The sequence below is a fragment of the Williamsia sp. M5A3_1d genome, assembly GCF_053345315.1.
On record NZ_JBKEZX010000003.1, the window covers coordinates 163,409 to 180,884 of the forward strand.

The window sequence follows — 17,476 nt, forward strand, 5'->3', positions numbered from 1 at the left end:
CGCAGTCGCCGGAGCGGGTGGCACGGATCCTGTTTCGTGGCACAATCGAGAGATGAGTGACACGGTTACCGTGGGGAAGCAGGGCAGGATCGTCATCCCCGCCGGTCTGCGGAACGAGGTGGGCCTGGCCGAGGGGGACGTGGTGAGCGTGGCTCGCGAGGGGACAAGGATCATCATCGAACGACCCGCCGACGCCGCCCGGCAGCTGCGCGGCGTCCTGACCGAGCTGACGCAGGGTCGTTCACTCGTCGATGAACTCCTCGCCGAGCGGCGTGTCGAAGCGACCGACGACCAGCGGTGATAGTCCTGGATGCATCGGCGGTTCTGGCGCTCCTCAACGATGAACCCGGTGCCGACATGGTCGCGGAGTTGCTCGACGGCTCGGTTCTGTCGACGGTGAATCTCGCGGAGATCGCGACCAAGGTCGTCGATGTGGGTGGCGATCCGCGCAGCGTTCGCGCGCAACTCGTCGCCGCGGGCGTGACCCTGACCGCCATCACCGCCGACGACGCGATGATGGCGGCCGCCCTGCGGGCCGTCGACGGTGCGCAGGGGTTGTCGCTCGGGGATCGTTGTTGTCTCGCCGTCGGATTGCGATCCCGCGGCTCTGATGTCGTCACGGCAGATCGAGCGTGGTCGGGCATCGACATCCCCGCGACGATCATCCAGATCCGCTGACGGCGTCGCTAGAGCTTCAGGTCGACCCACACGAGCCGGTGATCGCTGCTGACGGTCGGCGGCATGAGTTCCGCGCCGGGTTGCCCGGGCGCGGGCCAGAAGACCGCGGCGCCGGCCACCGGGAGATCCTTCGACGGCAGGACGTAGTCCACGCGCAGGTTACCGGGAACGGGGTCGGCGAAGTCCGCGGTTCGCAGCTGGGGCGGGGTGCGGTGACCCGTCTCGCCGACCGAGGCGACCACGGCACCCGCCGATGCGGGCAGGGGGTCATGGACCTGCGGCAGCGACAACACCTGACCGATCGCGCCGACACCGGGCCCGGGCGGCCCGCCGTCGAGAGGATCACTGTTCTGGTCGCCGACCATCACGAACGACGCGCCGGGCTCGAGACCCCCGCGGCGACCGGCGTCGTCGCGGATGTACTGCGCGCGTGCGCCTCCGGCGATGTAGTCGGCCGAGAACCGCACCTCGTCGTGGTTGCGCCGCCCGTTGCGGTCCTCGGGTCCGTCGAAGCTCGGGGGAGTGGGATGCGACGCCAGCAGGTGGATCCGGCGGCCGTGGACGTCGACGGGCAGATCCCAGTGCGACTTGCTCGACAGGCGCAGGATGTCGGCGTTGCGACCGTAGTAGTCGCGGGGGATCAGGTTGCCCGGCTGGTCTTTCCACAGGAAGTTCGCGAATGTCCGCACCCTCGCGGTGTCGATCGGGAACTTCGAGAGCACGAGCATCCCGTACTGGCCGGGGAACGCACCGAAACCGTAGGCGTCGTCTGGGCCGTCGGTGCGACCGTCGCCGTTGAGATCGCGACCGGTCGGCACGCCGGTGTTGACCGGAGCGGTGTACATGAAGGGATAGTCGATCGGGGCGTGCCCGTTCTGCGACCGTTGCAGGTAGTTGCCGGTGAACGCCTTCGCCGCCGCGAGTCCCGGGTAGTAGTCGAACTCGTTGAGCAGCAGGATGTCCGGATGGTTGATCTGGACGATCTGCGCGATCACCTTGGCCTGGGCGTTCGGTCCCGACCGCAGGTCCGACAGCAGCGCGCCGGCCGAACCGCGGTTGAGGCTGGCGTTGAAGGTCGCGACCCGCACCGTCGACGGATCCCCGGACGATCCGAAGCCGGGAGCGGCCGCGGCGGGAATCGCCGTCACCGCGCCGACACCGACGACGAGCGCGGCCAGGAGGGCAGTACGGATCCGCATCCGGCGAACATTAGCGTCGGCCGGCGAACGGGAGGTCACGCAACGGTGAACTCCGCGCTCGTCCCGCTGATCGGCGTGACCGTGCCGTCGGCGGTCCTACGGTCCCCGAGGTAGCGGATGCGGAACCGACCGCGCGTGCCGTCGGGAACCGTCCACCGCACCGACACCACCGAGGCGGTCGCCGAACCGGTCGGTCGCCGCCAATGGAACTCGGTGCACCAGTCGTCGTCATCGAACACCCGCACCCATCGCCCGCCCGCGGCCCCGGCTTCCCGACGCTCGACCGCGAGGTAGGTGTCGCCGGTGCGGAAGTCGTTCGTCGGGTGTGCGCCCACGAAGTCGACGACCACCGTCGATCCGGGGGAGTAGGTCGCGCGCGGCGCCGTCAGCACATCGCCGAACCGGCGACCCCCGAAGGCGGTGTCGGGCGGGACTGCGGGCAGCAGATCGGGCTGGATCGAGGACTTGTCCAGAGGCGCCGGACCCCGTCCGATCGCCGCCCCCGAGGCCATCGATCGCGCCAGGCGGTCGAACTCCTGCAGATACGCCGACAGCGTCCAGCGACCGAACTGGGTCTCACCGCCCTCGTACTGTTGGGCGTCGTACTCCTCGGGGGTCGTCACGTACTGGCTGTAGCCGTTGGCGTATCCCTGCATGAGCACGTCGTCGATGTCGATGCCCAGTGCCGCCGCCACGGTCCGCCGCACCCGGAGTCCGGCGACGATCGTGAACTCCGCTGCGGCAGAGGCCAACACGAGATCACCGATCCGCATGAGCTGGATGGGGAGGACTTGCGGGATCCACGGCCACGGCGGCAGCAGGCCCAACGGCGCCACGATGAGCTTCGGGGCCTGGATGTCGCGCAGCGACGCCGGGATCGGTGTCTTCTGCCCCTCGTCGAACAGGGGGACCGGCAAATTCCAGTTGTCCTCACGGCTCGTCCCGAACGCCGCCGCACCCATGCACGCCGCGCCGGTCCGCGCCGATCGGCCGTCGGGTGTGTAGCGGCCGTCGATCGCGACGGCGGCGAAGTCGACGTAGGTGATCGCCGACGCGACGCCGCTGCGCGATATGGGCCGGGCACCACCGAGAGCCGTTGCGCCGGCGCGGTGTTGCCGATCGCCGATGATGAGGCAGTTCGTGCGGTTGTCGGCGGTCGGTCCGCCCGGTCGCAACGGACGCACCCACAGGTTCGGTGTCATGTCGCCGGCGTTGGTCTGCGGGAACGACGCGATCACACCGGGGTTCTCGGTCTCGGCGCGGTAGCTCGCGTACCCCTTGTTGTCCCCGGAGATGAGGGTGTTGCGGTCGGTCAGCGACGTGCCGTGGGTGGCGAACCAGGTGATGTGCCCGATGTCGGTGCCGTCGTCGCGGCGCAGGCGCAACGAGGTGACGGCCGGGTCGATGGCGCGGGGGAACGCGCGCCGATCGGAGGCAGGATTGCGATCGAACGCGATCCGTGACCGGTTGGCACTCGCGTCACCGAGCTCGGTGCGGCCCAGCGTGATCGAACCCGGCGCGAGGTCGGCGTGGGCCCGTTCGATCGCCGCGACGATACCGTCGACCTCGGCCCGATACGACCGCTTCTTGAAGCCGTATGCGGCCAGGGTGTAGGCGTAGTCCCAGGCCGTCCCGCCGCACGAGTTGTGGTTGTGCGTGGCGTTGAGGTTCACGTTGCGCTCGGTGTAGACGCCGCCGAGACGCGTTCGCAGCGCGGCGATCACACCCATGTGCACCGACTGGAACAGACACGCGATGTCGACATTGACGAACGCGACCCGCTCGCCGGTGGCGCGGTCGACGACGATGTGGGCCCGCGCCCAGCACCGCGACAGCAGACCGGTCGACACCTGCTCCTGCTCGGAGTAGCCCATCATCCCCTGGCCGGCGACGGCTCCGGTGACATCGGCCTTGCCCGCCCCGACCAGCAGTCCCGTACCGGCGGGTTCGGCGACAGCCCGTGCGGCGCCGGTGGCGGCGACACCGATCGTCGCGGCGCCGACGGCGAGGCCACCGAGGACGGTGCGGCGTGAGAACTCGGCGGTCATCGGCCCAGCACCGAGGTCAGGTGATCGTTCGCGAACACGCGGTCGGGATCGAAGTCCTCGCGCACGGCGAGGAATTCGTCGAAACGCGGGTACACCGCGCGCAGGTCGTCGGCGGTCCGCGTGTGCATCTTGCCCCAGTGCGGACGCCCGTCGCGGGCGAGCAGGATCTTCTCGATCTCGGTGAAGTAGTCGTCGGGTCGATCGCCGTGGAATCGGTGCACCGCGATGTATCCGCTGGTGCGCCCCGACGCCGTCGAGAGCATGAGCTCGTCGGCCGCGGCGGCCCGTACCTCGATCGGGAACGACACCCGCCACCCCCGCGTCTCGATGAGGTGGCGGATCTCGGTGACCGCGTCGGGGATCTCCGCGAGCGGTATGGCGTACTCCATCTCACGGAACCGCACGCGCCGGTCGGAGACGAACACCTGGTGGGAGGCGTCGACGAACCGTCGTGCCGACAGGGCCGCACCGGCGATCCGCGCCAGACGTGGTGTGAGCGCGGGTATGCGGGCCCCGGCCGAGCACATCACCCCGAACACCGAGTTGCTGAGGACCTCGTCGTCGAGGTGGCGCCGGAATTTCCCGGGTCCCTCGGCGGGGGTGTCGGCGGGCAGTCGCCGGTTGGTCTTGGACAGCGCGACATCGGTGTGCGGGAACCAGTAGAACTCGTGGTGGTCGGTGGTCGCGACGGTGTCGAGGAACCCGGCGATGGCGTCGTCGACGGGCATCGGGCGCTCGACGGCCTCGAGCGCGAACGCCGGGACACATGCGAGGGTGATGTCGGTGATGATGCCCAGGGCGCCGAGACCCAATGCGGCGGCCTGCAACGTGGTCCGGTCGTCGTCGGTGACGGTGACCGTGTCACCGGTACCGGTGACCATCGTCAGCCCGACGATCTGTGTGGCCAGGCCACCGAAGTTGCGCCCGGTGCCGTGTGTTCCGGTCGACGTCGCACCGGAGATGCTCTGGGCGTCGATGTCTCCGAGGTTCGGCATGGCCAGCCCCAGCGGTTCGAGCATCGCCGGCAGGTCGTGCAGCCGCGTGCCCGCGCGCACGGTGACCCGTCGGGTGGCGGGGTCGGCGTGGACGATCCCGCTCATCGCGGTCGTGTCGATCTGGATGCCCGGCGCCAGCGCGAGTCCGCTGAAACTGTGGCCGGAGCCGACCGCCTTGACCGTGACCCCCTCCGAGCGGGCACGGTGCACCACCGCACGAACCTCGTCGGCGTCGGCCACGGCGACCACCTCCCGTGGTGTCACCGCCTGCGTTCGGCCCCAGTTGGTCCACGGCACTGTCGTCGTCACAGGAAACACTTCCCTTCACCTCGGTAGGTCGGCACGGTGTCGACGACCTCGTCGCCGTCGACGACGACGATCGACGCGCTGTGTTCGGCGGGTTCGCCGGACTTGGTGTGGCGGAACCAGACCCGGTCCCCGATGGCGAGGGCGTCGGCGGCCTCGCCGCGCAACGGGGTCTGCACCTCGCCCGCCGCCTCCCGGTCGATGTAGGTCAACCCCGGGGGCCACACGGGGAGGGGCAGTCGATCGGGGGCCGGGGGCCCCGACGCGATCCATCCGCCGCCGTGACAGGTGACGATGCCCGGGCGTGGCCGCCGCACCACCTGCAGCCCGAATCCGAGCGCGGGTGCGGGACGGAAACGGGAGTAGGTGTCGAACAGGTGCCCGCCGAAGAACCCACTGCCCGCGGCGATGTCGGTGACCGACGGATCCGCCGCGGTCACCTCCAGCGATCCCGTGCCACCGGCGTTGACGAACTCGAGATCACACAGATCGCGGATCGCGCTGACGGCGGCGCCCCGGCGCCGTCGCAACTCGGCCATCGACGCGGCCTGCATCGCGCGGATCATCCGGTTGCGCAGGGGCGCTCCGCCGGCCAGCGTCCCCGGTGCGGAGTCGCCGACCCCGGCGACCTGCGCCTCGTACGACATCACCCCGACCAGCGTGACCCCGGGCCGGGCCACGATCGCTCGGGTCAATGCGACGGCGTCGTCGACGCTGTGGACCGGGGAGCGGTGCACACCGACATGCCCCAGGACGGGGGCGTCCAGGGAGGCGTCGAGATCTATCGCGACCCGGATCGGTTGTGCGCGTGCGGGTAGCGCGGCGTCGATGAGGTCGAGGTGATCGGTCGAGTCGACGAGCAGGGTCACCCGTCCTGCTGCGACGTCGTCGGCGGCCAGCGCCGCGATCGAGGCTCTGCGCGCCGTCGGATACCCCATCAGGACGTCGGTGATGCCCGATCGTGTCGCGAGCCAGACGGCCTCGTCGATGTCGTAGGCCAACACGCCGGCGAAGCCGTCGCGGGAGAGGACGTCGTCGATCACCGATCGCACCCGCAGCGATTTCGACGCGACCCGGATCGGTACACCGCCGGCGCGGCGACGGAGGTCGGCGACGTTGGCCTCGAAGGCCGCGCGGTCGAGCGCGACCACCGGGCCGTCGAGATGTGCCGTGGCGCGGTCGATCCGGCTCCACTGGTCCATCGCGGTCGTGGAGGTGGTCATCGGACCGACCGGACGCGCAGTACCGACAGTCCGCCCGCGACGCCGAGGACCGCCGACACCACGAACAAGGCGACGAAACCACCTGTTGCGGCCACGATCCCGGCGCCGAGCAGTGGTCCGAGGGCTTGGGGTACGGCCATGGCGATGTTCATGATGCCCAGGTCCTTTCCGGTGTGTTCGTGCGAGGGGAGCACCTGGGTGGCCAGCGCCTGGTCGACACCGAGGAAGCTGCCGAAGCCCGCCCCGAGCAGGGCGGCGGCAACCATCGTGGTCGAGACCCCCGCCGAGATCGCGATGCTCGCCGCGGCGAGGCCCTGCAGCGCACCGGCGGCCAGCACGAAGGGTTTCCGGCGCCCGACGCGGTCGCTGAGGATGCCCGACCCGATGGCGGCCGAGATCACGAACACCATGTAGATCGCGGTGAGCAGCAACAGCGAACCCTCGGCGTCGTCGACGCGGAGTCCGAACTGCAGGTAATAGAGGAGCAGTGAGGTGCCCAACGCGTTGCCGAGGTTGACGAGGATCCGCCCGAGCAGTGTCCATCCGAAGTCGGGGTGCTCGGGCGGCGACACCCACAGCTCGCCCACGACACCGCCCACGGTGAGGCGTCGGTGCTCGTGGACCCGGTGCGGAGGATCGGTGACGGTGACCACGAACGGCAGCACGCACACGACGAGCAGGGCCGCGACCACGAGATAACCCCCACCCGTGGACAATCCGAGCGCGGAGAGGAGCGCGACACCGACGATGACGCCGATCGCCTGGGGTGCCGACACCCAGCTCGACACCACGCCGCGCTGGTCGGTAGGTACGCGGTCTCCGATCAACGCGGTCAACGCCGCCGAGGCGGCACCGAAACCGCCGATGGCCACGCACCACCAGACGGTGATGCCCACCAGGCCGTGTCGGGTCCCGAGGATGGCCAGGGCGGCGGCGAACACGAGCACGCCGCCCGCGATCCAGGGGCGGCGTCGACCGAACCGGCTCGTGGTGCGATCCGAGAGCGCCCCGGTCAACGGGAACGCGACCAGGGCGACCACCGCCGAGATCCCCGACACGACACCGAACGTGGTGACACTGTGCCGCCAGGTGTCGTCGGTGATCGTGCCGCCGATCCCGAGCCGGTCGTTGATCTGCTCGGGCAGGCTGAGCTGGAACGGAGTCAGCTGCGCCATCCAGATGCCCACCCAGGCGACGGCGAACAACCCGATCCACCGCGCGTCGACGCGGGTCGGAGTCGCGGTGAGGGGCCCGCTCATGCCGACTCCAGATGGGTCAGCAGCACCGTCACGCAGGCCTCGACGATCCGGCGGGCGTTGCGTAGGTCGCCGGTGGTGAGGTACGCGGCGGTGAGGCCGTCGGTGGCCGCGACCACCACGGGGGCGAGTTCGGACGGAGGGGTGCGCCATCGACGCCCCGATGCCTCGGTCGCCGCGGTCAGCGCCCGCGCGGCGAGCTGGTAATACCGCTCGTAGGTCCGCGCGGCCAACGCCTCGAGTCCCGGTGTGCGTCGCGCGTACTGGGTCAGCGCCATCATGGCCTGCTCGCGGCCGGGGTCGGCGACGACGCTGTCGAGGTACCCGGTGAGGCCACCGCGCAGCAGGTCGTCGATGTCGGGGCGGTCGGTGCCGTCGCGGCCCCCGTCACCGTCGACGGCGGTGAGAACCGCGTGGACCGCGGAGTCCTCACTCGCCAGACCGGCGACCACCAGCGCCTCGAGCAGTGCCGCCCGCGAGTCGAACGCGTAGTGGAAGCTCGCCAGTGACATCCCGGCCTCGGCGCAGATGCGGCGCGTCGTCGCGGCGTCGACACCGTGGTCGGCGACCACCCGGAACGCCGCCTCCACGAGGCGGTCGCGACGTTGGTCGACGGGTATGCGGGGAATGGTCGGCTCCTCGACGGACTCGAGTGGGTCAAGTGACCCAGTTGGCGAGAACCGTAACCGACGGCGACCGACCGCGCGAGCATTATCGTGGGCGTCATGTCCGGCCCGGTCCCGAGCTCCGCGCTCCCGAGTACCCGCGTGGACAGCTGGATCTGGGCGGTGCGGCTCACCAAGACGCGATCGCAGGCCGCATCGGCCTGTCGCGGCGGGCACGTGAAGGTCAACGGCTCGCCCGCCAAACCCGCCCAACACGTGGCCCCCGGCGACGAGGTACGGCTACGCGTCGGTGGTCGTGACCGCATCGTCGAGGTGGTGACCGTGCTGTCCAAACGGGTGGGGCCGCCGGTGGCCGCCGCCGCGATGATCGACCGCAGCCCGCCACCACCACCCCGCGAGGTCCTGGCGTCGATCCCGGTCCGCGAACGCGGTGCGGGACGGCCCACCAAACGCGAACGCCGCGACACCGACCGACTGCGCGGACGCGAGAACTCGCCGTGACCGCGCGGCGCGAACCCGCCGTCTCCGCGGCCGGCGGCCCTACACTCGGCGGTGTGCACCGACCCCCAGCAGCCCCGCGGTCGCTCGCCGCGCTCGTGGCCGTGGTGATCGCCGCGGTGGCCCTGCTGGCCGGGTGTTCGGATTCCGGCGACGAAGGTTCTGCGCCCGCGTCGGCGAGTGCGGCGTCGGCCGCGGGCTCGGGTCCGTTCTTCGGCGAATGCGGCGGGGTCACCACCGCCGAGGTGTCGCAGATCGTTGGCATCGCGGGACTCACGAACACCACGAACAACTCGTCGGGATGTGAATGGGTCACCAGCGCCGACCAACTCGGTCCGCAGTTCTCCTTCAACTGGTACCGCGGTAGCCCGATCGGCCGCGAACGCGCCACCGAACAACTCTCCCGAGAGTCCGTCTCCGACCTGACCATCAACGGCGCCAAGGGTTTCATCGCCTCCGACGTCGGGATCTGCGAGATCGGCATGGAGTTCGGCGGCGACTTCTTCGAGTGGTCGGTCAGCTACGGCCTCCCCGCCCCCGGGGTGACCCAGCGGTCCACCGACCAGGTGTGCGGGGCGGCCAAGCAGCTGTCCACCATGTCGATCGAGCGTGCGAAGTGACGCGCCGGAGACTCGCGGCGATCGTGGCCGTGCTCGCCGTGTGCCTGATGGTGTTCACCGGGTGCAGCCGCTCGGTCGACGGCACCGCGGTGCCTCTGGGCGGCGGGTCCAGTGGCGATCCCGGATCGGTCGACACCGACAAGTACGACGGTCTGACCCTCGAGTGCACCCGGCTGTTGAGCCTCGACCAGATCGCGACCACCGTCGGCGGCACCACCGCCGAGTCGACCTTCAACGGCGCGATCTGCCGGTGGGTCGTCACCGGTGCCGTCGTCACCGGTGTCACGTTCAACTGGTTCGAGACCGGCACCGTCTCGGTCGAGAAGGACACCGCGAAGAAGCTCGGGTACGAGACCGAGAACGTCCGGATCGCGAGCACCGCGGCCTTCACCCAGCGCGACCCCCGACGCCCGGCGGCGTGCGGTGTCACGGCGAACTCGCCGGCGCGTGGGGTCTACACGTGGTGGGTCGAGCCACGCACGACCGCCGCGGCCGCCGACCCCTGTGCGGCGCCGACCAAGCTCATGGAACTGGTGCTCACCGGCGGCCAGTAGTAACCCGCCGCCCTCACGCGGCTGCGGTGACACTCACCGTCGCGGCGACCTGGCCGTCGACGATCAGCCACATCAGCAACTCGTCGCCCACCCGACGACGACGCAGCGTCATCTGCGCTCCGGGCGTCACCGGACGCAGGTACTCGATGGTCGCGCGGTGGCGACGCCCCACGAGGTCGGGGTGATCGATGAGTTCGTCCTCCACCGCCTCCCAGTAGGCCGCGTTGTTCAGATGGCGGAACGGATCGAAGTCGGTGCTGCGCAGCACGTGGACGCGGTCGGTGCCGTCGTCGTCGGGCAGCGGGGTCGGGTGCATCGTCTTCCACCGCAGGCGGTGTTCGTCGGTCATCTCGGCCAGCATCTCGAACGCCTCGTCGGTGATGCGCGACGGCATCCCCTGGTCGTTGACGTTGATCCAGAACGCCTGTGTCTCGATCAGACCGGGCGGACGCATCTCGGGGTTGAAGCGGTTCGTCTCGTGCTCGGCGGTGATCCGTACCCGCATGTTCGTCCACCGGGTCGACAGCGCGCCGCACCAGCGCTGCAACGTGACCGTGGCGGGCCAGGTGATGGGTTCGATCACGTCGATGACCGTGCGACGCACGATCCAGAACGGATCGGAGTCGTGAAAGTCGGTGGCCTCGATATTGTCGTTGGCGATGTCCTGCAGATACCGCGCGGCGCCGTCGAGACGGACCCGCATCTGTTGATCGACGTCGCCGGTGCGGACCCGATAGGACGCCTCGAAGAACTGCGCCTTCGCCAGGCGATCGTCGAGCGCAGGCACGAAAGGGTACGACTCCGGCGTCACGCGAATCCTCTCTGCAGTGTGCGGTGACCCTCGGCACACCCGTCACAACCAACGAAGCATAGGCTCGCTTCGTACACCGGACATCGCGGACGCGACCCGGTGGCTAGAGTGACGTACATCAACAACTAGAACACGTTCCACTTTGTGGGCGCGTCCGAGCGAGCCGAGGTCGAGACTCTCATGGCGCATGTGATCACACAGCCGTGCTGCAACGATGCGAGTTGCATCTCCGTGTGTCCGGTGAACTGCATCCATCCCACACCTGACGAGCCGGAGTTCGTCACCGCCGAGATGCTCTACATCGACCCCGACACCTGCATCGACTGCGGCGCCTGCATCGACGAGTGCCCGGTGGAGGCGATCTTCCCCGACGACCAGCTCGACGACAAAGGTGAGCGGTACCTGCAGATCAACGCCGACTACTACACCGACCACGACGTCTCCGGCGGCCTGGTGCCCCCGCGCAAACAGCCGCCGCTGCCGCAGGGCAAGGAACTCCACGTCGCGATCATCGGCGCCGGCCCGGCCGCGTTCTACGCCGCCGAGGAACTGGTGCGTCACTCCGCGGTACGCGTCGACATGTTCGACCGCCTGCCCACCCCCTACGGACTGGTGCGCGCCGGTGTCGCGCCCGATCACCCGTCGACGAAGGGTGTCGAGAAGACCTTCGCCGCGACCGCGAACAAGAAGACGTTCGAGTACTTCCTCAACGTCGAGGTCGGCACCCACGTCACCCACGACGAGTTGCTCGCGCACTACTCGGCGGTGATCTACGCCGTCGGCGCGTCGACCGACAAGCGCCTGGGCATCACCGGTGAGGACCTGCCCGGTTCGATCCCCGCGACGGAGTTCGTCGCCTGGTACAACGGCCACCCCGACTACGCCGACCTCGACTTCGACCTGTCGAGCGAACGTGCCGTGGTCGTCGGCAACGGCAACGTCGCCCTCGACGTCGCGCGCATCCTCCTCACCGACCCCGACACCCTCGCCGCGACCGACATCGCCGACCACGCGATCGAGCGGATACGGACCAGCAACGTCAAGGAGGTGGTGCTGCTCGGTCGCCGCGGCATCGCCCAGGCGGCGTACACCAACGCCGAGTTCCTCGCGATGGGCGACCTGCCCGGTGTCGACGTCGTCATCGATCCGGCCGAGCTCACGCTCGACGCCGCCTCGCAGGAGGGCCTGGACAACGGGTCCATCGACTCCACCATCGCGACCAAGATCCGCATCGCCCGGGAGTTCGCCGACCGTGGCGAGACCGGCGCCGCCAAGCGGGTGGTGTTCCGTTTCCTCGTGTCACCGGTGGAGCTCAGTGCCGACGGCGCCGAGGGTGAGGCCGGCGCGGTCTCGAAGCTGGTGTGTGTGCGCAACGCGCTGGTGGACGGTGAGCGGGTGGCCGTCACACCGACCGAGGAGACGTTCGAGATCGAGACCTCGATCGTGATGCGCGCCATCGGCTATCGCGGTGTCCCGGTCACCGACCTGCCGTTCGACCCCGCCCACGGCGTGGTCCCCAACGCCGAGGGACGAGTGCTCGCCGAGGTCGACGGAGACGTACTGCCCGGGGTGTACGTCACCGGGTGGATCAAGCGGGGCGCGACCGGCGGTATCGGGATGAACCGCCTCGACGGTCAGCAGACCGCGCTCGCGGTGCTCGCCGATTTCACCGAGGGTGTGTTGGGCGAGCCGTCGTCGCCACGTGAGAAGATCGCCGAGCTGGTCTCCGGTCGCGGTGCCAACCGCATCGACGGCACCGGTTGGAAGAGCATCGACGCCGCAGAGAAGTCCGCGGGTCGCGAGGCGGGCCGCCGCAGGGTGAAACTGGTCCGGATCCACGAGCTCGAGAGTGCCGCGGCACGCTGACCCCACCGCCCGTCCGAGGAAGCCATCCACCAGAAAGAGGGTCGTGCGTGCGCATCGCTCTGCTGTCCTACCGGAGCAAACCCCACTGCGGTGGCCAGGGCGTCTATGTCCGCCATCTCGCGCGTGAACTCGCCGTTCTCGGCCACAGCGTGGAGGTGTTCTCCGGTCAGCCGTACCCCGACCTCGACGACGTCGCCCTGAATCACGGTGTGCGCCTGACGAAGGTGCCCAGTCTCGACCTCTATGGCGAGCCGGACCCGTTCCGGACGCCGCGTCCGAGCGAGATCCGCGACTGGATCGACCTGCTCGAGGTCGCGACCATGTGGACCGCGGGATTCCCCGAGCCGTTGACATTCAGTCTGCGGATGGCGCGAATCCTCAAGGCCCGTAAAGACGATTTCGACGTCGTGCACGACAACCAGTGTCTCGGTTGGGGTCTGCTCGACATCCAGCGCCGCGGGCTGCCGGTGGTCGCGACCATCCACCACCCGATCACCCGCGACCGCACCCTGGCCGTGAAGGCCGCGAAGGGCTGGCGCAAACTCACCGCCATGCGGTGGCACGCCTTCGCCCGCATGCAGGGGAGTGTGTCGCGGAGGATCCCCGCGCTTCTCACCGTGTCGAAGAGCAGCGAGGTCGACATCCGAAAGGCGTTCGACATCGAACCCGGTGTCATCGAGACGATCCCGCTCGGGGTCGACACCGAGATCTTCCGGCCGCGCGGGGAACGCGCGCCCGGTCGCGTGGTGTGCGTGGCGAGCGCCGATGCGCCACTCAAAGGTGTCTCGTACCTGCTCGAGGCGGTCGCCAAGCTCGGGGCCGAGCGCGCGATCGAACTGGTGCTGGTGTCCAAACTCGATCCCGAAGGTCCCAGCGCGCGCATGATCAGCGATCTCGCGATCGCCGACCGCGTCTCGGTGGTGTCGGGACTGACCGACACCGAACTCGGAGAACTGATCTCGTCAGCCGAGGTCGCCTGCGTGCCGTCGCTCTACGAGGGGTTCTCACTGCCGGTCATCGAGGCGATGAGCTGCGGCACGCCGCTGGTGGCCACCACCGCCGGGGCGATCCCCGAGGTGGCGGGCGCCGACGGCGAGGCCTCACTGCACGTGCCCCCCATGGACTCCGGCGCCCTGGCGTCGGCGATCGGACGACTGCTCGACGACCCCGCACTGCGGACGCGGCTCGGTGCCGGCGGCCGCGCGCGGGTGCAGTCGCGCTACAGCTGGTCGGCCGTCGCCGCGCGGACCGCTGCCCACTACACGCGTGCGATTGCCGCGAAGACCACAGGAGATGCCCGTGCTGACAGTTGATTTCGACCGCCTCGGCGTGACGTCGGGAACCACGGCGATCGACATCGGGGCCGGCCAGGGGCGGCACTCCTACGAGATGTTCCGGCGCGGTGCCGACGTCATCGCCTTCGATCAGTCCGAGTCGGACATGGGTGAGGTGTCGGAGATGTTCGACGCCATGATCGCCGAGAAGCAGGTGCCCGCCTCGGCCAAGGCGCGCACCGAGGTCGGCGACGCGCTGCATCTTCCCTACGCGGACAACAGTTTCGACGTCGTCCTGATGTCGGAGATCCTCGAACACGTACCCGCCGACACCGAGGCCATGGCCGAGATGGTGCGCATCCTCAAGCCCGGTGGGCGCGCCGCGGTCACCGTGCCCCGCCACTGGCCCGAACGCGTCTGCTGGGCGTTCTCCGACCAGTATCACGCCAACGAGGGTGGCCACGTGCGCATCTACCGCGCGTCGGAACTCGCTGCAAAGCTCACCGCCGCCGGCCTCGAGGTCACCGGCTCCGATCATCGCCACGCGCTGCACGCGCCGTACTGGTGGCTCAAGTGCGCCGTCGGGGTCGAGAACAACGACAACCCGCTGGTCAAGGGATATCACCGGATGCTGGTGTGGGACATGATGAGCGCCCCGGCCCTCACCCGGGTCGCCGAGCGCGCCCTGAACCCGCTGTTCGGCAAGTCCGTCGTCCTGTACCTGACGAAACCCGCCTGAGGTATGGCCCGGACACCTTCCGTACCGGGCGTCCTGACCTCCGAGCAGTGCCGCGAGACCGGCGCCGCGATCGCGGCCATGCAGGAGCCGTCGGGTGCGCTGCCGTGGTTCCCCGGCGGCCAGACCGATCCGTGGGATCACATCGAGTCGGCGATGGCGTTGTCGGTGACGGGGATGCTCGCCGAGGCCGAAAAGGCCTACGAGTGGTCGCGACGCACCCAGCGCCCCGACGGGTCGTGGCCCATCAAGTTCGTGAACGGCCGTGTCGCCGACGCCAACACCGACGCCAACTTCTGCGCCTACATCGCCGTCGGGGTGTGGCACCACCACCTCATCACCGGCGATCGTGCGTTCCTCGAGCACATGTGGCCCACGGTGTGGGCGGCGATCGACCTCGTCCTGCGTTTTCAGGCGCCGAGCGGTCAGATGTACTGGGGTGGCGGACATCCGTTGCCGCACACCGGCGGCCAGTTCGGACTGGCCGACGGGGTGTTCGAGTCGGCGATGCTCACCGGCAGCGCCAGCATCCACCAGTCGCTGGGCTGTGCTGCGCTCATCGCCGAGGCGATCGGTCAGCCGGCGCCGGCCTGGCGTGACGCGCAGATGCGACTCGGGCACGCGCTGCGTCGACACACCGGACACTTCCTGCCCCCGTCGGATCACTCGATGGACTGGTACTACCCCGTGCTCGGCGGTGCGGTCCGCGGGCGGGCGGGTCAGGAACTGATCGCGCAGCGGTGGGACGAGTTCGTCGTCGATGGACTCGGCATCCGGTGCGTCGATCACCGGCCGTGGGTGACCGGGGCGGAGACGTGCGAGCTGGTGTTGGCGATGGACTGCCTGGGCGACGACGCCGACGCCTGCCGCTTGTTCGCCGACATGCAGCACCTGCGCGACCCCGACGGCTCCTACTGGACGGGCCTGGTGTTCTCCGACGGCAAACGGTGGCCGGTGGAGAAGAGTTGCTGGACGTCGGCGGCGGTGGTGCTCGCCGCCGATGCGCTCAGTCGTACCTCGAACGCCAACGGCATCTTCCGTGACGCCGATCCGCTGGGCGATGTCACCGTCCCGGCCGCGGAGGTGCCCGGCCTTTCCTGCGACTGCACAATTGCCTAGACTGGTGTCCAGACGCGCGTCGAGCTGACGGGCGCGGACTCCGGAGGACCGATGGAATACGGAATCGTGCAGTTCACGAGCGATCGCGGTCTCCGGCCCGCGGTCCTGGCCCCGCTCGTGGAGGAAGCGGGTTTCGCCGCGTACTTCGTGCCCGAACACAGCCACATCCCCACCCGCCGCGACGCGGCGCACCCGCAGACCGGTGATGCCTCGCTGCCCGACGACCGCTACATGCGGACCCTCGACCCGTGGGTGTCGCTGGGCGCGGCCGCCGCGGTCACCACACGGATCCGCCTGGGGACCGCGGTCGCGCTGCCCGTGCAGTCCGACCCGCTGACCCTGGCCAAGCAGATCGCCACCCTCGACCACCTGTCCGACGGTCGGGTCACGCTCGGCGTCGGATTCGGCTGGAATCTGGACGAGCTCGGTGACCACCACGTGCCCGCCGGGCGGCGTCGCACCATGCTGCGCGAATACCTCGAGGCGATGCGTGCGCTGTGGTCGCAGGAGGAGGCCGAGTACTCCGGGGAGTTCGTGCAGTTCGGGCCGAGCTGGGCGTGGCCCAAGACCGCCCAGCAGCCCGGGGTGCCGGTGATCGTCGGGGCCGGTGCCACCGAGAAGAACTTCACCTGGATCGCCAAGAACGCCGACGGCTGGCTCACCACCCCCACCGACACCGACATCGACGACTCGGTGCGCCTGCTCCAGAAGATCTGGGCCGACCACGGTAGGACCGGGACGCCGCAGATCGTCGCACTCGACGGCAGGCCCGACCCCGAGAAGCTCTCGCGCTGGGACGATCTCGGTGTCACCCTCGCGCTCTACGGCGTCCCCGACCAGGACGTCGAGACCGCCCGCGGCTACCTCGCGAAGCGCGCCGGCCAGCTCGGTCTCGCCTAGAACCGACCGAGATCGTCCGAGTAGAGGGCCGCCTCCGGCACCATGCCGGAGGCGACTTTCACCACGGACGATGTCGGTGGCGTGTCAGCGGATCCGCTCGAGTACGCGCAACGAGCCGTGGACGCCGACCTCGGTGAAATCGCCGGAGGCCAGCGCCTTCTCGTAGATCTCGAACGGGGGCCGACCGCCGTCGGCGGGATCGGGGAACACGTCGTGGATGAGCAGGGCGCCACCGACCCGCACCCAGGGTGACCAGGCGGCGAGGTCGCCCTGCGCGGCCTCGCTGCTGTGTCCACCGTCGATGAACACGAAGTCGGCGGGCTTGCCCCACACCCGGGCGGCGGTCGTCGATCGGGTCAGCATCCCGATCACGGTCTCCTCGAGCCCGGCGTCGAACATGGTGCGCCGGAACCGCGCCGAGGTGTCGAGGGTTCCGGTGTGCGGGTCGACCAGCGCGGTGTCGTGGTACTCCCATCCGGGCTGGTGCTCCTCCGATCCGCGATGGTGATCGATGGTGACCACAGTGGCGTTCGACGGCTGCGCCGCGGCGCCGAGGTACACCGTCGACTTTCCGCAGTAGGTACCGATCTCGACGCCGATGCCGACCGCGTCGTCTTTCGACAGATACTGGCGCGCAACGCTGTACAGGGCCAAAGCCTCATCGGCAGGCATGAAGCCGGGGGCAGCGTCGGCGGCGGCGATCTGGGCGTCGGTGGGTGCGACACCGGCGTCGGCACGAGGTGTGGTCATGCGCCGATCCTATTCCG

General features: G+C 69.5%; 18 protein-coding genes. 10 read left to right on the plus strand and 8 right to left on the minus strand.

The window, feature by feature from the left end:
* Positions 1–52 precede the first annotated feature (52 nt).
* Positions 53–301: an AbrB/MazE/SpoVT family DNA-binding domain-containing protein gene (locus ACLBW1_RS13195; RefSeq protein WP_447812301.1), complete on the plus strand. Its 249-nt coding sequence runs from the start codon at positions 53–55 to the stop codon at positions 299–301.
* Positions 298–678 (plus strand): type II toxin-antitoxin system VapC family toxin, encoded by a 381-nt coding sequence (locus ACLBW1_RS13200; protein WP_447812302.1) that lies wholly within the window; start codon positions 298–300, stop codon positions 676–678. Before ACLBW1_RS13195 ends, ACLBW1_RS13200 begins: the two co-directional genes overlap by 4 nt.
* Positions 679–686: 8 nt before the next feature.
* Here the strand turns inward: ACLBW1_RS13200 and ACLBW1_RS13205 are convergent, their stop codons facing one another.
* Genes ACLBW1_RS13205 through ACLBW1_RS13230 form a run of 6 tightly spaced genes read right to left on the minus strand, consistent with a single transcriptional unit; the run spans position 687 to position 8,295 of the window.
* Entirely contained in the window at positions 687–1,877 is a 1,191-nt protein-coding gene (locus ACLBW1_RS13205) for an endonuclease/exonuclease/phosphatase family protein (protein WP_447812303.1), read from the minus strand.
* Positions 1,878–1,912: 35 nt separating this feature from the next.
* Positions 1,913–3,925 (minus strand): neutral/alkaline ceramidase, encoded by a 2,013-nt coding sequence (locus ACLBW1_RS13210; protein WP_447812304.1) that lies wholly within the window; start codon positions 3,923–3,925, stop codon positions 1,913–1,915.
* Complete coding sequence (locus ACLBW1_RS13215) at positions 3,922–5,229, minus strand: D-arabinono-1,4-lactone oxidase (RefSeq protein ID WP_447812305.1); 1,308 nt, start codon at positions 5,227–5,229, stop codon at positions 3,922–3,924. Before ACLBW1_RS13215 ends, ACLBW1_RS13210 begins: the two co-directional genes overlap by 4 nt.
* Positions 5,226–6,449: an alanine racemase gene (locus ACLBW1_RS13220; protein ID WP_447812306.1), complete on the minus strand. Its 1,224-nt coding sequence runs from the start codon at positions 6,447–6,449 to the stop codon at positions 5,226–5,228. Before ACLBW1_RS13220 ends, ACLBW1_RS13215 begins: the two co-directional genes overlap by 4 nt.
* Positions 6,446–7,708 (minus strand): MFS transporter, encoded by a 1,263-nt coding sequence (locus ACLBW1_RS13225; protein WP_447812307.1) that lies wholly within the window; start codon positions 7,706–7,708, stop codon positions 6,446–6,448. The genes ACLBW1_RS13220 and ACLBW1_RS13225 overlap by 4 nt, the downstream gene beginning before the upstream one ends.
* Positions 7,705–8,295: a TetR/AcrR family transcriptional regulator gene (locus tag ACLBW1_RS13230; protein WP_447812308.1), complete on the minus strand. Its 591-nt coding sequence runs from the start codon at positions 8,293–8,295 to the stop codon at positions 7,705–7,707. The genes ACLBW1_RS13225 and ACLBW1_RS13230 overlap by 4 nt, the downstream gene beginning before the upstream one ends.
* Positions 8,296–8,430: 135 nt before the next feature.
* Here ACLBW1_RS13230 and ACLBW1_RS13235 point away from each other — a divergent pair, with 135 nt between their 5' ends.
* The 3 genes from ACLBW1_RS13235 to ACLBW1_RS13245 are packed head-to-tail and all read left to right on the plus strand — an operon-like array spanning position 8,431 to position 10,003.
* Positions 8,431–8,832, plus strand: a complete 402-nt coding sequence (locus ACLBW1_RS13235) for an RNA-binding S4 domain-containing protein (protein ID WP_447812309.1) — start codon at positions 8,431–8,433, stop codon at positions 8,830–8,832.
* A gap of 53 nt (positions 8,833–8,885) precedes the next feature.
* Entirely contained in the window at positions 8,886–9,449 is a 564-nt protein-coding gene (locus tag ACLBW1_RS13240; RefSeq protein ID WP_447812310.1) for a DUF3558 domain-containing protein, read from the plus strand.
* Between the two features lie 47 nt (positions 9,450–9,496).
* Positions 9,497–10,003, plus strand: coding sequence for a DUF3558 domain-containing protein (locus tag ACLBW1_RS13245; protein ID WP_447812961.1), 507 nt, complete (start codon positions 9,497–9,499; stop codon positions 10,001–10,003).
* A gap of 13 nt (positions 10,004–10,016) precedes the next feature.
* On the opposite strand, the gene ACLBW1_RS13250 is transcribed toward ACLBW1_RS13245, so the two are convergent.
* A complete protein-coding gene (locus ACLBW1_RS13250) occupies positions 10,017–10,814 on the minus strand; it encodes an acyl-[acyl-carrier-protein] thioesterase (RefSeq protein ID WP_447812311.1) in 798 nt (265 codons plus the stop codon).
* A 180-nt stretch (positions 10,815–10,994) separates the two neighbouring features.
* Here ACLBW1_RS13250 and ACLBW1_RS13255 point away from each other — a divergent pair, with 180 nt between their 5' ends.
* Genes ACLBW1_RS13255 through ACLBW1_RS13275 form a run of 5 tightly spaced genes read left to right on the plus strand, consistent with a single transcriptional unit; the run spans position 10,995 to position 16,709 of the window.
* Positions 10,995–12,680 carry an FAD-dependent oxidoreductase gene (locus ACLBW1_RS13255; protein ID WP_447812312.1) on the plus strand — a complete coding sequence of 562 codons (1,686 nt, stop codon included), beginning with the start codon at positions 10,995–10,997 and terminating at the stop codon, positions 12,678–12,680.
* A 47-nt stretch (positions 12,681–12,727) separates the two neighbouring features.
* Positions 12,728–13,993, plus strand: coding sequence for a glycosyltransferase family 4 protein (locus ACLBW1_RS13260; protein WP_447812313.1), 1,266 nt, complete (start codon positions 12,728–12,730; stop codon positions 13,991–13,993).
* A complete protein-coding gene (locus tag ACLBW1_RS13265) occupies positions 13,980–14,693 on the plus strand; it encodes a class I SAM-dependent methyltransferase (protein WP_447812314.1) in 714 nt (237 codons plus the stop codon). The genes ACLBW1_RS13260 and ACLBW1_RS13265 overlap by 14 nt, the downstream gene beginning before the upstream one ends.
* Positions 14,694–14,696: 3 nt before the next feature.
* Positions 14,697–15,809 carry a prenyltransferase gene (locus ACLBW1_RS13270; protein WP_447812315.1) on the plus strand — a complete coding sequence of 371 codons (1,113 nt, stop codon included), beginning with the start codon at positions 14,697–14,699 and terminating at the stop codon, positions 15,807–15,809.
* Positions 15,810–15,860: 51 nt separating this feature from the next.
* Positions 15,861–16,709, plus strand: a complete 849-nt coding sequence (locus ACLBW1_RS13275; RefSeq protein WP_447812316.1) for an LLM class F420-dependent oxidoreductase — start codon at positions 15,861–15,863, stop codon at positions 16,707–16,709.
* Positions 16,710–16,793: 84 nt separating this feature from the next.
* Here the strand turns inward: ACLBW1_RS13275 and ACLBW1_RS13280 are convergent, their stop codons facing one another.
* A complete protein-coding gene (locus ACLBW1_RS13280; RefSeq protein ID WP_447812317.1) occupies positions 16,794–17,459 on the minus strand; it encodes a class I SAM-dependent methyltransferase in 666 nt (221 codons plus the stop codon).
* Positions 17,460–17,476 lie beyond the last annotated feature (17 nt).

What these genes read in the sequence shown, in the direction of transcription:
- ACLBW1_RS13195 (WP_447812301.1), top strand. Translation starts at nt 53, where the DNA reads ATGAGTGACACGGTTACCGTGGGGAAGCAGGGCAGGATCGTCATCCCC.
- ACLBW1_RS13205 (WP_447812303.1), bottom strand. Translation starts at nt 1,877, where the DNA reads ATGCGGATCCGTACTGCCCTCCTGGCCGCGCTCGTCGTCGGTGTCGGC.
- ACLBW1_RS13210 (WP_447812304.1), bottom strand. Translation starts at nt 3,925, where the DNA reads ATGACCGCCGAGTTCTCACGCCGCACCGTCCTCGGTGGCCTCGCCGTC.
- ACLBW1_RS13220 (WP_447812306.1), bottom strand. Translation starts at nt 6,449, where the DNA reads ATGACCACCTCCACGACCGCGATGGACCAGTGGAGCCGGATCGACCGC.
- ACLBW1_RS13225 (WP_447812307.1), bottom strand. Translation starts at nt 7,708, where the DNA reads ATGAGCGGGCCCCTCACCGCGACTCCGACCCGCGTCGACGCGCGGTGG.
- ACLBW1_RS13235 (WP_447812309.1), top strand. Translation starts at nt 8,431, where the DNA reads ATGTCCGGCCCGGTCCCGAGCTCCGCGCTCCCGAGTACCCGCGTGGAC.
- ACLBW1_RS13245 (WP_447812961.1), top strand. Translation starts at nt 9,497, where the DNA reads ATGGTGTTCACCGGGTGCAGCCGCTCGGTCGACGGCACCGCGGTGCCT.
- ACLBW1_RS13255 (WP_447812312.1), top strand. Translation starts at nt 10,995, where the DNA reads ATGGCGCATGTGATCACACAGCCGTGCTGCAACGATGCGAGTTGCATC.
- ACLBW1_RS13270 (WP_447812315.1), top strand. Translation starts at nt 14,697, where the DNA reads ATGGCCCGGACACCTTCCGTACCGGGCGTCCTGACCTCCGAGCAGTGC.
- ACLBW1_RS13275 (WP_447812316.1), top strand. Translation starts at nt 15,861, where the DNA reads ATGGAATACGGAATCGTGCAGTTCACGAGCGATCGCGGTCTCCGGCCC.
- ACLBW1_RS13280 (WP_447812317.1), bottom strand. Translation starts at nt 17,459, where the DNA reads ATGACCACACCTCGTGCCGACGCCGGTGTCGCACCCACCGACGCCCAG.